This is a genomic window from Paenibacillus sp. OSY-SE (assembly GCF_000283315.1).
GTDB classification, from domain to species: Bacteria; Bacillota; Bacilli; order Paenibacillales; family Paenibacillaceae; genus Paenibacillus_B; species Paenibacillus_B profundus.
Genome location: NZ_ALKF01000150.1, coordinates 22,751 through 37,519 on the forward strand (window position 1 = coordinate 22,751; position 14,769 = coordinate 37,519).

General features: G+C 45.9%; 12 protein-coding genes and 2 pseudogenes. 10 read left to right on the forward strand and 4 right to left on the reverse strand.

What is annotated here, in order from left to right; translation table 11 throughout:
- The first annotated feature begins 136 nt into the window (after window positions 1-136).
- The 4 genes from A372_RS0105035 to A372_RS0105050 all read left to right on the forward strand — a co-directional run bounded on the left by A372_RS0105035 (window position 137) and on the right by A372_RS0105050 (window position 5,194).
- Complete coding sequence (locus A372_RS0105035) at window positions 137-820, forward strand: response regulator transcription factor (protein WP_019419738.1); 684 nt, start codon at window positions 137-139, stop codon at window positions 818-820.
- A complete protein-coding gene (locus tag A372_RS0105040) occupies window positions 821-1,822 on the forward strand; it encodes a sensor histidine kinase (RefSeq protein WP_019419739.1) in 1,002 nt (333 codons plus the stop codon).
- Between the two features lie 94 nt (window positions 1,823-1,916).
- On the forward strand, window positions 1,917-2,600 hold the full coding sequence (locus A372_RS0105045) for an ABC transporter ATP-binding protein (RefSeq protein ID WP_019419740.1): 684 nt from the start codon (window positions 1,917-1,919) through the stop codon (window positions 2,598-2,600).
- Window positions 2,597-5,194, forward strand: coding sequence for an ABC transporter permease (locus tag A372_RS0105050; protein WP_019419741.1), 2,598 nt, complete (start codon window positions 2,597-2,599; stop codon window positions 5,192-5,194). The genes A372_RS0105045 and A372_RS0105050 overlap by 4 nt, the downstream gene beginning before the upstream one ends.
- A gap of 71 nt (window positions 5,195-5,265) precedes the next feature.
- Here A372_RS0105050 and A372_RS0105055 read toward each other — a convergent pair whose 3' ends face one another.
- Window positions 5,266-6,465: an MFS transporter gene (locus tag A372_RS0105055; RefSeq protein ID WP_019419742.1), complete on the reverse strand. Its 1,200-nt coding sequence runs from the start codon at window positions 6,463-6,465 to the stop codon at window positions 5,266-5,268.
- 103 nt (window positions 6,466-6,568) lie between these two features.
- Here A372_RS0105055 and A372_RS0105060 point away from each other — a divergent pair, with 103 nt between their 5' ends.
- On the forward strand, window positions 6,569-8,290 hold the full coding sequence (locus A372_RS0105060) for an ABC transporter substrate-binding protein (RefSeq protein WP_019419743.1): 1,722 nt from the start codon (window positions 6,569-6,571) through the stop codon (window positions 8,288-8,290).
- A 74-nt stretch (window positions 8,291-8,364) separates the two neighbouring features.
- On the opposite strand, the gene gltS is transcribed toward A372_RS0105060, so the two are convergent.
- A complete protein-coding gene (gene gltS / locus A372_RS0105065; protein ID WP_019419744.1) occupies window positions 8,365-9,552 on the reverse strand; it encodes a sodium/glutamate symporter in 1,188 nt (395 codons plus the stop codon).
- Window positions 9,536-10,529, reverse strand: a pseudogene (hutG, locus tag A372_RS33285) (formimidoylglutamase). Before hutG ends, gltS begins: the two are co-directional and overlap by 17 nt.
- Before the next feature lie 109 nt (window positions 10,530-10,638).
- Between hutG and A372_RS0105075 the strand changes: the two are divergent.
- The 4 genes from A372_RS0105075 (at window position 10,639) to A372_RS0105090 (ending at window position 13,748) form a co-directional block, all read left to right on the forward strand.
- Window positions 10,639-11,559, forward strand: a complete 921-nt coding sequence (locus tag A372_RS0105075) for a LysR family transcriptional regulator (protein WP_026010908.1) — start codon at window positions 10,639-10,641, stop codon at window positions 11,557-11,559.
- Window positions 11,560-11,743: 184 nt separating this feature from the next.
- Complete coding sequence (locus tag A372_RS33290; RefSeq protein ID WP_036703346.1) at window positions 11,744-11,962, forward strand: hypothetical protein; 219 nt, start codon at window positions 11,744-11,746, stop codon at window positions 11,960-11,962.
- Between the two features lie 209 nt (window positions 11,963-12,171).
- Window positions 12,172-12,636: a hypothetical protein gene (locus A372_RS0105085; protein WP_019419746.1), complete on the forward strand. Its 465-nt coding sequence runs from the start codon at window positions 12,172-12,174 to the stop codon at window positions 12,634-12,636.
- A gap of 239 nt (window positions 12,637-12,875) precedes the next feature.
- On the forward strand, window positions 12,876-13,748 hold the full coding sequence (locus A372_RS0105090; RefSeq protein ID WP_019419747.1) for a phosphotransferase family protein: 873 nt from the start codon (window positions 12,876-12,878) through the stop codon (window positions 13,746-13,748).
- Window positions 13,749-13,804: 56 nt separating this feature from the next.
- Here A372_RS0105090 and A372_RS36125 read toward each other — a convergent pair.
- Window positions 13,805-13,940: pseudogene (locus A372_RS36125) on the reverse strand (spore protein); the annotation flags it as partial.
- Between the two features lie 179 nt (window positions 13,941-14,119).
- Between A372_RS36125 and A372_RS0105095 the strand changes: the two are divergent.
- Complete coding sequence (locus A372_RS0105095) at window positions 14,120-14,662, forward strand: hypothetical protein (RefSeq protein WP_019419748.1); 543 nt, start codon at window positions 14,120-14,122, stop codon at window positions 14,660-14,662.
- Window positions 14,663-14,769 lie beyond the last annotated feature (107 nt).

The window sequence follows — 14,769 nt, forward strand, 5'->3', positions numbered from 1 at the left end:
GCAAAAGATTTTCAATTCATTTTCTGTTACATTTAGGGATGACATTAAAAAAGGGCTTATTAAGATGGAAGAATGACTTTGTAATCTATATATAATTAATTTTCTCAAAGTAAAATATAGTTAGGATGATCTTTAGATGAAAATTTTGCTCGTGGAAGATGATAAAACGATTGCGTCTGGTCTTGAGTATTCACTGCAGCAGGATCACTTTTCTACTGTTCTTTGTCATGATATTGCATCGGCAAAAAAGGTGATAGCTGAAGATCTGGATCAATTCGCGTTATGCTTGTTTGATTTATCCCTCCCAGATGGAAGCGGCTATGAATTGTGCAAGATCGTAAAAGAGCGGAGAGATATTCCGGTCATTTTTTTAACGGTGATTGATGATGAGGTCAATGTTGTCATGGGGTTGGATATGGGGGCTGATGATTATATTACGAAGCCTTTTCGCGTTCGCGAGCTTCTCTCGCGAATCAAATCCGTCTTACGGAGATACCATAAGCCGTCTCAGACCAGGTCGATTATCGAGATAGATCAGGTTCGCATTAATACGCTCGAGGGAAAGGTGTATAAACACAGCGCGGAAATTCCGCTGACGGCTTTAGAGTATCGCTTGCTGCTCATTTTCGGCAATCATATTGGACAGGTGCTTACGAGAAATCAACTGCTAGAGCAGATCTGGGATGTGGCAGGGGACTTCGTGAATGATAATACATTAACGGTGTATATCAAAAGGCTGCGGGAAAAGCTAGAGGATCAACCGCAGCGCCCGACGCTGATCAAAACCGTGCGCGGTCTTGGCTATAAGGTTGGTGATTAGATGCTGCGGAACCGGGAGATTCAAACTTTGCTGCTAACGATGAGCTTCATCAGCTTGGCGGCGACCGTTGCTGCCGCTTGGATATCGCCTGTCGCCGCAGCTCTCGTGTTCGTTGTTGCCGTTTTGCTTATGGGAAGCAGCCTCGCATTCACGCGATGGAGATACCGCGAAATCGAAAAGCTGTCTGCCTATTTGCGCCAAATTAGCAGCGGCAATGATTCGCTTGATGTTCGCGATAATCAAGAAGGCGAGCTTAGCATTTTGAAGAATGATATTTATAAAGTGACCCTCATGTTGTCCGAGCACCGTTCTCTTTTGCAGCAAGATAAAATCCAACTGACCGATGCCATTTCTGATATCTCCCATCAGCTCAAAACGCCGCTGACTTCCATGACAGTCATGGCCGATTTGTTGCGCGATCCCGAGCTGCCTCAAGCGAAAAGAACGGAGTTTTCGCGCAATATTCGGATTCAGCTTGAACGAATCGATTGGCTGGTCACTTCCTTGCTGAAGCTCTCAAAAATTGAGGCGAAGACGGTACAATTTAAACAAGATCGGGTACCGGTGAACATGCTCGTACAAAAGGCGTTGGAGCCTGTCCTCATTCCAATGGATATTAAAGACATATCGGTTTCGGTTCAGGGAGAAGATACCGTCGCATTTGTTGGCGATCTCCATTGGACGGCCGAAGCGCTCATCAATATTTTGAAGAACTGTGTCGAGCATACGGAGGAAGGCGGAGCGATCGCCATTTCTTTTTCGGAAAATGCGTTATTTACGGAACTCATTATCGAAGATAATGGCAAAGGAATCCCGAAGGAAGATTTGCCCTATATTTTTAAACGGTTTTATAAAGGGAAGAATGCGAGCGAGGGCAGCATCGGCATTGGTCTGTCGATGGCTCACAGCATGATTACAAGTCAGAACGGTGTGATTGACGTGGCGAGCGACAAGGACAAGGGGACACAGTTTCGGATTAAGTTTTACAAGCAGGTAGTTTAAGCCCAGGTGACTAAACTGTCATTTTCCGAGTCACTGGAAAGTCATTTTAGACAGATAAAATGAGTTCCATCAGCACATCTATGGAGGTTGTACCATGACCATTTTACAAATCGAACATCTGTCTAAAATTTACGGGAAGGGCGAATCATCGGTTAAGGCGCTTGATGATGTATCTTTTTCGGTCGAAAAAGGGGAGTTCGTCGCCATTATCGGTCCATCCGGATCAGGGAAATCGACGCTGCTGCATCTGTTAGGCGGCGTGGATCGGCCGACCAGCGGCAAAATCCTCGTTGATAATACGGACATGTATAGCTTGAATGAAACGCAGTTAGCGATTTTTAGACGCAGACAAATCGGCTTGATCTATCAGTTCTACAATCTGATTCCCGTCCTGACGGTGGAAGAAAATATTACGCTGCCGATCTTGCTTGATAAGCAGAAGGTGGATCGGAAGCAGCTTGACGATCTCGTGAAGACACTGAGCCTGCAGCAGCGTCTGAACCACCTGCCGAATCAGCTATCCGGCGGACAGCAGCAAAGAGTCTCGATTGGCCGAGCACTCATTGGCAATCCGGCGATTATGCTGGCGGATGAGCCTACCGGCAATCTGGACAGCAAGAATAGCAGCGAGATCATCGACTTACTGAAAATGTGCAACAAAACCTATCAACAGACGCTGATCGTGATTACCCATGATGAACGGATTGCTCTGCAAGCCGATAGGGTCATCTCGATTGAAGACGGACGGATCTCCAAGGATGAGGTGATCCGCCCATGAATATCGTCAACCAACTCACCGTTAGACATTTGAAGCACAACAAGAAACGAACGCTTATCACTATCATTGGTGTCGTGATTTCGGTGGCGATGGTGACGGCAGTGGCCACACTCGCTTTTTCCTATTTGGATATCATGAAAAGGCAAACCATCGCGGATGGAGGGGAATGGCATGTCCTATACAAGGATGTAAACAGAGAACAACTTGAAGCGATTAAAAATGATGATGCAACAAAAACCGTTGTGCTCATAAGAGATCGCGGCTACGCTCCTTTGACGGGAGGTCAAAATCCAAGCAAGCCATATTTGTTCATCAAGGAGTATAATGCACAAGGTTTAACTGAATTCCCGATTGAATTGAGCAAAGGGCGTCTTCCGCGTGCAGACAAGGAAGTCGTGATTTCCGAGGCCATCGCAACGAACGCACAGGTCAACTACGAGATTGGCGATCAGCTCGCGCTCCAGGTTGGCGAACGGTTCACTGAAGGCTGGGATAAGCCGCTGAATCAATGGGAAGCATTGCGAGTGAAAAATGACAATGTGACCGAGAGCTTAAAAAATGTCACGACAAGGGAGTACACGATTGTCGGCATGATTAAGCGCCCTGTCTGGGAAGCGACTTGGGCGCCGGGATATACGGTGATTAGCTATGTGGATGAGAACCTGCTGGCGGCGAATGAGCAAGTCAATGCGGCGGTGGTCTTGCAGAAAGTCAATCGTTCCTTGTTCGATCATGCGGAAAATTTGGCAAAGAATAACAATATTGAATCCGTCCAATATAATCACGAGTTGCTTCACTATTATGGCGTGGCCAAGAGCGAAGCTGCGCAAAACACGCTGTTTTTCTTATCGGCTATTATAATGGCAGTCATTATGATCGGTTCGGTTTCGTTGATCTATAATGCGTTTGCGATTTCCGTCTCGGAGCGTTCCCGTCATTTAGGGATGCTTGCGAGCGTAGGGGCTACGAAGAGACAGAAGAGAAATTCCGTATTTTTTGAAGGGGTCATCATTGGCTTGATCAGTATTCCCACGGGAATGATATGCGGTCTTGTCGGGATTGGGATGACCTTGTGGTTCATTAACTCCATGCTTCAAGGGGCATTGGGGATTACGGAAAAATTAACGGTCATCGTCACGCCGCTGTCGCTCTTGATTGCCTGTGTCGTTTCGATGCTGACGATTTTCATTTCAACGTATTTCCCAGCCATAAAAGCGTCTAAGATTTCCGCCATTGATGCGATTCGCCAAACCACCGATGTGAAGCTTGCCGGAAAAGCCGTGAGGACGCCGATGTTCATTCGCCGCCTCTTCGGAATCGAAGCAGAGATAGGATTGAAAAACTTAAAAAGAAACAAGCGAAGATACAACGCGATTGTATTTTCACTCGCTATTAGTATCGTTCTGTTTCTTGTCGTCTCCTTTTTCACCGCCAGCTTGAAAGAATCGTTGGTACTCTCGCAGGATGGCGTCAATTATGATATTCAAGTGTCGTACGGCAATGAAAAAAGAATAGACGACCGGTTGCTTCTATCCATTGCATCCCTTGATGATGTACAGGAATACAGCGTCATTCACGAGTTATACGGGGAGGCTTGGTTAGAAGAAGCAGTAATCGCTGATCAATTGAAAGAGATGGTAAAGGAGGATAAAAGCAGGCTTAGGGATGGAAAATACCCTTACTTCATTCGGATAAATGCATTAAATGATTCTAATCTGAAGGCTTATGCCAAAGCAGTTGGTGCAGATTACAACCAGCTAACGGACCCAACACATGTAGCGGCGATTGTAATCGATACGATTCACTATAAAGATATGGAAACCGAAAAATACGTCGAAGCGAAGGCCATTTATAAGAAAGTTGGCCAAAGTATCGATGTAATCTCTACACGTATAGATGGGGGCTCAGTAAAAGAAATACTTGTAAACAAAGTGAAAATAGCTGCACTGACCGATCAATATCCGATGGGGATGGTTACAGAAGGGTTAGGCGGGTTAAATATTATCGTGTCAGAGCGAGTCATGGATCAGTTAATGTACGATAAGGGGAAGGATGAGAGTCACACCTATCTCTACCTGCAAAGCTCGGATCCAATGAAAACGCAACAGAAAATTGAAGATATGAAAGAGGCGAATTTGGTTGTTCACAATCTGTATCAATACCGAAAACAGAACGAACAGAAGATTCTGTTGATGTCCGTATTTTCTTACGGCTTTATCGCATTAATTTCATTGATTTCGATTGCGAATATTTTTAATACGATCTCTACGAGCATCTCTTTGCGCAAGCGGGAATTTGCGATGCTGAAATCGGTTGGAATTACTCCCAAGGGCTTTAACAAAATGATGAACTATGAAAGCATCTTTTATGGAATCAAGTCGCTGTGTTATGGGCTTCCTAGCAGCTTCGTCGTGATGTACTTGATCTACAGAGCGATGATGAACAAATTTAACTATGGATTTGTATTTCCATGGATGAGTGTTATTTATGTCATCGCTGCCGTATTTGTCATCGTTAGTTCAGCTATGCTATACTCCAGCGCAAAAGTAAAAAAGGAAAACATTATTGATGCAATAAAGCAGGAGAGTATATAGGATTGAAACAACCTCTATAGATTATTATTCTAATAAGCGTAAACATGACGAGAGCATGTTTACGCTTATTTTTACGCGGCCGATCGAAATGAACCCTTGGCTAAATAGATGGCCAGGAACGCGACAACGGCACTGGAGATCAGGAACAGACAGGGGATCGGCAGATGCTCGGCCCATAGACCGGACAAGAGCAAGCCAAGCGGCAATACGAGCTTCATGAACATCGAAGAAGTGCCTGCGACGCGTCCCAGCAAATGATTGGGGGTAGATTCCTGGCGAATCGCCAAATAAATGATGTTGATGATAACGGTTGTGCAGGTCCGGCAAGCTAACAGTATCGCGAGCTGCCACCAATGCGCCGCGAAGAAAAATAAGCAAAGCACGAGCGCATCCACGCAGATCATGGCATGGAAAATGGCGCCTCTCTTCCATTTTTTACGCAGCATCTTCAGGCCCTTTGCGCCGGCAATGCCGCCGAACGCAGAGACGGAGAACATCCAGCCCACCTCTTGCGGCGACGATCCCAGCCCATCTACGGCATAAAATACGAGAACGCCGATAACGAGACTCGTTGCAAAATTGGTAAATAGAATGGTCAATGTCGGCGGAAGCAGCGTCTGATTACCGAATAGCTCGGCAATCCCTTCCTTCATATCTTGCCACAGGGTCTGCCCTGTCTTCCATTCTGGCGATGGCACCGGATCGATCAGAAAGACGGTCAGCCATAATAGGATGAGGCTGATGACATAAATGAAGAACAGCCATTCATAGGCGAGCCAAATGATAAGGAAGCCGGCGATGGAAGGGCCGATGATGGAGAGAACGGTTCCAAGTAATGAAAATCGGGCCTGAATATCCGTCAGCATCTCTCGGGGAAACAATTGCGGCACAATCGCATGCTTCGCATTGCCGAAGGTGTAGCTTAGGGTCGAAAGCAAAAAACCGAACAGATACAACTGCCAAAGATGCAGCGCGTCAAGCCATATCGACAGAACGAGGATCGAGGCCAGCGCGGCTTGCAGCATGCTTGTCCACTTCATCATCTTCCTCCGATTTATCCGGTCGACCATCGCACCCGCCAGCATGCCAAGCAGCACGTTCGGCAAAAAATCCATCACGCGCATGGTGCTCATGGCGATGGCGGATTGGGACCACTCGTAAATAAATAACGGCAGGATGAAGCTATAGATTTGGCTGCCCATGGTCACGATGAACGTGCCGGCATATAACACATGGAAATTCCGGTAATGAGGTAATGCTTGCTTTGTCATGCTTCTTCTTCCTTCCATCTAGGTTACAACTAGTTTAAAATGAAGAAACAGGAACAAAAAGTGATCATATTGCAAGATTAGTTCCCCTTTTAGGAGGATGAGCATGTATCCTTACTTGATTGAGCTGGCCAAACGCTTTCCCCAAGGCATCGAGATCGAGACGGGGATTGACGAGCTGGCATCTGTATTTCATTGCTCCACGCGTTATACGAAGACCCTCCTCAAAGAACTGCACCGGCAGGATGCAATCCGCTGGACCTCTTTTCAAGGCAGAGGGAAGAAGCCCCGTCTTCTGTTGAAAAAGGGTCTGCATGAAGTGATTCGCCTTTATTTTCAAGCGCTGTGGCAGAAAGACGAATTTCAAAAGGCGTTTCAGCTCATTGCGGAGCACGATATGTTCCAAGACGAGGAGATCAAGCGGCTGATCGAGGAGGCGTATGGCCTGCACCATATTGTACATAACGCGAAGCCATTGGATGTGTTCCGCTATCCGTATCCGAATACACGCGTCGTGCTCGATCCGCTGCACACGATTTCGCGGCATGATGTCCATTTCGTTGAACAGTTGTTCGAACCGCTGCTTCGGTTCGATCAGGAGCTTCAACAGGCGGTTCCCAATCTTGCGCAAGCTGTAGGCAGCGATGACGGGATAACTTGGCGAATCCTGCTTCGTAAAGGAGTGCGCTTCCATGATGGCTCTGCCGTTACAAGCCAAGATGTCGCGGCTGCATTGAGGCGAGCCGTGAACAGGGACAGGATGTTCATCGCTATCGAGCGGATTACGATTCAGGATGACGGTTCCTTGACGATACAGTTGAAGGAATGCAACTACTTATTCCCGAGAATATTGTGCAGCCCGAAGCTGTCCATTGTGTCGTTCCGTTGGATTGAGGATGGCGAAATCGGCATCCCGGCAGGAGCGGGGCCATTCCGTCTGGCATGCCAAACGGATACGTTGATCAAGCTGGAAGCCTTCGAGCATTATTTTGGCTATCGGCCATGGCTTGATCAGGTGGAGGTGATCCATACCCCGAATTCATTGACATTCGGATTGTCGACCAGCGTATCGAGCGAGCCGGATGAAGAGGCGATGAAGATGGAGCAGGTGGAACAGGGGGCTGATTATTTGCTGCTCAACTGTAATGAGACAAGTGTGTTTCATGATGCGGCTGCCAGGCATTGGTTGTATGATGCGATCTCGAGCGATGCGTTTTGTTTAAAGGAAGAGGGAGAAATCGCGGCGACAAGCTTTTTGGTACACCGTTCCGAGCATCAAAGGCCACGGGCAAACGTACGGCCAAAGCCTGACATCCAGTGGCCGGTCATCCGCATTCGGGTCCAGCAGATTCGGCCGGATGCCAATCATATGAGAGAAGCGCTGGTGCTTGAGCGGCTGCTGCATGCGCATGGACTGGAATGCTCGCTCGAGATCGTATCTCCTGCGGAGATCGACGAGGAAGCGCGCAACAAGTATGATTGCTTCGTCGGGGGGACTGCTTTCGGCAAGGACTGGATGATGTCGGCGATGGCCATGCTGCAGGCCAAGGGCAATTACTTCATGTCGTCTATGTCTGAAGAGGGCCGAAGACATGTGCAGTCTCTCCTGCAGCAGATCCAATGTGAGCAATCGGAATCGGCCAGAGTACGATTATACGAGGAAATCGAGTCGTATTTCACGGGGAGTGCCACTCTCAAATTTCTGACTCATCGCCGCCATACGCTGTATGTGTCGAAAAACAGCCCCTTTTACAATATTAAAATGGATGCCAACGGGAAAATAGACTATCGTGCCATCGTGAAGAGCCATCATTCATCGCGCCAATGAACGAAGGGGAGCCGCTAGAGCTCCTCTTCGATAATCTTCGTCAAATAGTCATCAGGATTATTTTTTAGTTGATACTATTTAAATAAATTCAGCGTCGTAATAATGATTGGCACGGCAAACACATCGATAAGAAAGGCGCCTACAATGGGAACGATCAGATACGCTTTGCGGGAAGGCCCGAAGCGCTCCGTTACCGCAGCCATATTGGCCATGGCATTGGGCGTCGCGCCGAGACCATGGCCCGTAAAACCGGCGACCATCACGGCGGCGTCATAGTTTTTGCCCAGCATCCGGAACAAAATGAAAATCCCGAACAGAACGATAAATAGGACTTGTACAAGCACGATCACCAAGATCGGAAGCGCAAGATCGGCTACTTCCCATAGCTTGATGCTCATGAGCGCCATAGACAGGAAGATGCCAAGCGTCACGTCACTAATCAGGTTGATGCTCTTCATATCGATCGTATTCGGATTGAGTTTATCCACGATGTTGCGGACGATAACGGCCACAAACATGGCTCCGACATATCCGGGAAGGACAAAGCCTGTCGCTGACGTGAACAGATCTCCCAAATACGTCCCTAACGCCATACAGAATGTAATGAGCAGCACTTGGATGAAGAAGGAATTTGTCGTTATCGGTTGAACGTTTTCTTCCACGTCCGCTGCTGCTTCTTTTGTTTCCGTCGGTTTCAGATTGTATTTAGCCATCAAATATTTTACAGTCGGGCCGCCAACCAGACCGCCGGCGATAAGACCGAAGGTAGCTGCCGCGATCCCAATAGACAATGCCGAGTGGATTCCCATATCTTCAATGGTTTGTCCAAATGCGCTTGCCGCTCCATGTCCTCCTTCCATAGATACGGCTCCTGCCATCATCCCGATCAGCGGATGAATGCCGAATAACGAGGCGAGGGAAACCCCGATCACGTTTTGCGCTAAAGCCAGGAATCCGCAGGCGAGCCAGTAAATGACGAGCAGCTTGCCGCCTAATTTGATGAGTTGAAAGCTTGCGCCCAAGCCTACCGTGGTGAAGAACGTGAGCATGAATAGACTTTGGAGCGAGGTATCCAATGCAATTTCCAAAAGACCCGTCGTTTTCAGGAGCGTGGCCAGGATGGCAAACAGCAGACCCCCGACAACGGGCGCCGGAATACAAAACTTTTGCAGTACTCCCGTTTTTCTGACAATGACGGTTCCTAGTACGAGCAGGGCTACGGCCAAAAATATCGTATTCACTTGATTAAGTGCCAGTGTCATCATTGTTCCTCCCCATAAATGCCATAATGGCTTCATTCGTCAAGTATGCTCCTAGCTTTACGGTTCTTCCGTTCTCGTCAACAGCCGGATTCACCTCGCAAATATCGAAAGAAAGCGCTTTCTCGTGAGAGGCGACGGTACGGATAAGGGCACGAACAGCCATCGGCGTTAACCCGAAAGGAGACGGAGCGCTGACTCCCGGCGCAAATGCCGCATTGAGAACGTCGGTGCAAAGGGTGAGCATGACATAATCCTGTTGTTCCATGAACGCGTGTAAGGATGAAAGGATGTCATCCTTACACGCGTTCATGCATGTCTTCTTCTAGAATGTAGCGGGCACCGAGCTCGTCCGCTTTGTCGAACAGTTCTTGTGTATTACCGAAACGCTGGATGCCAAGCACAAAATAGCGGCTATTGCTGTCTTGCTCCAATATTTGTCGGAACATCGTTCCTGATGAAGGCTGATTGTCGTAGGGGCGCAAGTCGAAATGGGCGTCAATGTTGATGATTCCTAACGAAGCATCTGGTCCTATATGTTGCCGGACACCTAAATAATGTCCATACAGCGTCTCATGTCCTCCGCCTAAAATAATGGGAGTCGCGGATTTTGAAAAGAGGTCGGAGACGGCATGGCCCAATGCTTCCTGGGCTTCTTCAAGCTTTTCGTCGGGACAAACCACATTGCCCGCATCGACAAGGCGATGACCTTCCGCTGCTCTCCAGGGGAGGCTTGCGAGCGCTTGTCTGATTGCATTCGGAGCGTTCGCCGCACCTAATCTTCCTTGATTGCGCCGAACGCCTTCCTCGCATTCAAAACCGATGATGGCGCAAGTGTTAGTAGAGGAGGTTTTCCATGGTGTATCCACCAGATCCATCCGTTCCACGATTTGATGGTAGCGGAAGCTGCTTCTTCTTTCCGCATGATCGGTTCGACCGGTCCATACATCGGCTCCAATAGGTTTTCGCAATGTCCCCACCCTTTCTCGTATTCTGTTGTTTCATTATATGATGACATTCTTATCATTTAAAATATATAATACAAATAAATTAATAGCTTTTAGTTATAAATAGCGAAAGGAAAATCGTCTGGATATCAAACAATTACATTATTTTGTGACGGTTGCCGATCAGTTGAGCTATTCCAAAGCCGCACAAAAACTGCATATATCACAGCCATCTTTAAGCAATGCCATTAAAAATTTGGAGCATGAGGTCGGATCGCCGTTGTTTGAACGCAGCACGAGAAAAATCGAACTGACGGACGCTGGCAGCGTTTTGTATGAAAAGTCGATTCGGCTGCTTTCCCAAATGAACATTTTGAAAAAAGAGATGGAAGAAGTAAAACTGACCGGAAGAGGGGAACTTGTAATTGGCATGATCGAGTCCGTAAGGCAGTGGGTGCCCCAAGTGATTCGTGAATATCAAGGCCGCTTTCCTTCGATTCATATTAAGCTGTTCGAGGTGCTGAGCAGAAAGGCGGTGGTCGATTCATTGCGGAAATACCATACCCATCTCATCATTACGAACCAGTGCATCCACGAAGACGATATTGAATCGCTCCCTTTGTATAAGGAAAAGTTAGTCCTGGTGCTGCATCGGGATCACTCTCTATCCGAGAAGGAAACCATTACATTCGAAGAGTTGGCAAGAGAACCCTTCATTATTAGCATGGAAGGATTCCAGACAAGGGAAGATATTTTGAACGCCTTTGCGCTTGAGCAAGTGTCTCCGAACATCAAATTTGAAATCGAACGGTTTGAGACCGCGTTGACATTGGTAAGAGAAAATCTTGGGCTTGCCATTATTCCTGAAAATTATTTAGTTGAACCGAAGGATGTATCGATTGTCCACAAAACGTTGGATTCGCCTGCGTTGGAACGAACAGTTTATATGATGTTTATGAAAAATCGGTATTTGGCACCTGCGGTTCAATGCTTCTTGGAAGAGATTCAACGCAGCTTTGCGCCGGGACAAAAAGCAACGGATATTATAGATAGGTATGAATGATCCAAAATGAATGAGTTCCAGCAATAGCGCACGAAAATCATCCATCAAAGGTTGTTTGTACAGCGTTTTCTGACAGCACGAGAGACACTTTAACCTGCTTATTGGCGGTGGAGGAGTCTCTTTTTCTATGTAAGATAATATTTCCAATATTACACACTGTCAGTATACTTAGGGGAGAGTGCTTATGAGTATGAATTTGGAAAAGTACAGTGAAGCTGGCGAAGAAATAGATCTGACAAGAAAAGCCTGCAAGTGTCCATTCGCTACGCTGCTCTTTTGCTACCCTTTGCTGGAAGCGGGTACGGAGTTGCGGTATATTCAGGAGCTTCTTGATCATCCGAGCTCTCGAACAACGGAGCACTTTACACGCATGTCAGCAACGATCCCATCCGGCGCATTATGAGTCCGCTCGATCAGATAATAGTGATATTGGGAGGGAATAAACGAAATGTAAGAGAGTAGTTATCTTCGAGGCAGGGAGGTTCGTACATTTTCATCTAAGTCCGCCGGACCCAGTCGCATTCGCTCCCTTAAGCCTCTCAGGTTCGTAGATACAACAACGTTATATGAAATATCTGCAATATTTAATTAAATGAAAGAAAGGAACTGACAATGGAGGGATATACTGAAATATCTTTTTATTTACCGTTTTTTGATTTGATTGATGATACAGATGAGGCATCTAGTTTTGAAAAATTAATTAGACAATTAAATATCAAACTCGATATAACGGAATTATATAATAAATATTTATCATACGGCGAAGGAACTTATAGTGTTGGCAAGGGGGACGTTCTTGTATTTTTTAAGAGAAATGATAAGGAAAGTTTTATATTAATAGATTTGTTTCATGATTTTACCGATCAGCATAATATGGTGAAATTAGGAGTACGCAGTTCAATTGAAAATTTTGGGGCAATAAAGGATGTAATATATAGTATTTACACAAGGGCAGAAATTAAAAGTAAAATAAATGAAAGTATTGATTTGCTGAAACAGGAGATATCAGAGTATCCCATAGAGATTCGATATGGAGATCTAACGTACATAAAAAACATCTTTTTTGATACTATTTAGGCATTTTCAAGAAGGCAGATACATCATATAACACCGTATCTACGCTGCGGGCTGCGCCCTTGGTTCGCAAGGAGTAGTAGGCAGAGAAGCTACTCAGCTCACAACCCTGCGAGGCTAAGTCCGTCGGACCCGGTCGCGTGCGCTCCCTTAAGCCTCTCGGGTTCGTAGATACAAAAACGTTATAGGAAATCAGCCAAAATTCAAGAAAGCAAAACATTTATAATTGAAGGAGCTTGTATATGATCTCTACCTACGTTCGACGCATTCAAGAAGTTTACCCAAATTTACATATTCAAGATGTTAAACAAAATGAGATCGGACAGAACAATGACGTATTTATTCTTAATCAATCTCTCGTCTTTAGGTTTCCTAAATATAAGCAAGGAATAGAAAAAATAAAGCGAGAAACGGAGTTATTGGAATCTATCAGTAAAACTGTAGCGATACCGATTCCCTATCCAGCTTATAAATCTTTTGATGAGATGGAGGTAGGTAAGGCTTTCATGGGCTATAAGCTAATTGAGGGTTCTCCTTTTTGGAAGGAAGAACTGATTAATATCAAAAGTCAAAACCTTACGAATACAATTGCCTCACAACTTGTTACTTTTCTTATTGAACTTCACTCTATGGATATACCCATAACAGTTGCTTCTCAAAAACAGCATGAAAGTATTCATAGAACTATAGAAAATCTATTTATAAGAATTAAAGAGAAACTCTTTCCTTTTATGCGAGTAAATGCACAAGAAAAAGTAGTAGAAAACTTTAATGGATTTTTGAATAATACTTATAATCAGAACTTGGAGCAAACCTTTATTCATGGAGACTTTGGAGCAAGTAATATCATATGGAATCCAAAAGAAAACAGGATTGCAGGAGTTATTGACTTCGGAGGTTCAGGACTTGGGGATCCAGCATATGATTTTGCGGGAATTCTCTCCAGTTATGGAGAAGAGTTTTTTGAAGTATGCACTAATTTGTACCCGTGTGGAAAACAAATTTCAGAACGAGTTCATTTTTATAGAAGCACTTTTGCTTTACAGGAAGCTCTACATGGGATAGATCATAATGACCAAGAAGCTTTTGAAAATGGAATTAAAGAATTTAGATAGAACAACTTAAATAATTATTCGTTCATTGCCGCTGCGGCAATGAAATGCTTCATGTCTCAGAATGCAGTTCCGGAGAGCTGCTGTTCTGCGATCTGAATCAGACGACGTCCCAATAGCAACGGCATCACGAGTGGCCATGAAGCCTATATAACCGTCCTGAGGGATCTGATTCCCGAGTTCTTGAGTGACATCCAATTTCATCTTCTCAAAAGGACGGAACCTTTCCCCAGCCGTGCTATTTCAGTTGTTGAGCTTCTTCGACCTTCAGCCCTCGGAAAAATAGGAGCCATTTGGGTAATTAACTATACCTGGCCTGCTGCAGACGAATATATTGTGGGTATCCTGTATCAAGGTACTGAAGGAGTGAAGTCTTGCCTGGACTGATTCGCTCAGTCAATGGAACAACCACGCTTTTTGCAACGGCAAGCTTGAAGTCGAAACAAGCGGGCATCTTAAGCGCGAATATCGAACTAGTCATCAATCCAAGACGTGGCGTCTCCGATTACTTCATGAACGTAACACAGAACGCTTGCAACTTGGCCACGATCAAACTGCAATCACTTACCCGCAGAAGCAGCAGGCTAACCGCATCTTTCGGCAAACAAGTGAAGGGCATAACCAGCGCTAACGTTGCATTAGTTTCAGGGAAGAACAACAATATTTTTGCAAGGGGCTTTTTCAACAAGAAAGCAGTCGTTCCGTTCAAAGTCCATTGCGGCTGTAAGGGAGGCTGCTCCTCCACCGCTACGAAAAAGGTGCGATTTCAAGATGGTACGACACTGAGGATCTTCGTCGATAAATCGCTTAAGCTCGCCCTTAAGAGACTCTTTGCAAAGCTTGCCCGGCTAATTAAGCGTCGGCGTCTTGTTGGCTCCCCGGCCCCGGATTGCCTCGAAGGGGTACTGAACTGCTGAACTGCTGAGCTGTCGGGTGACAAGAACATTATCTCTTTAGTAGCCGCGTAAATCGCGGCTTTTGTATTTTATGGGATCAGACATTTTATTAAACTAACGGGCAGCAT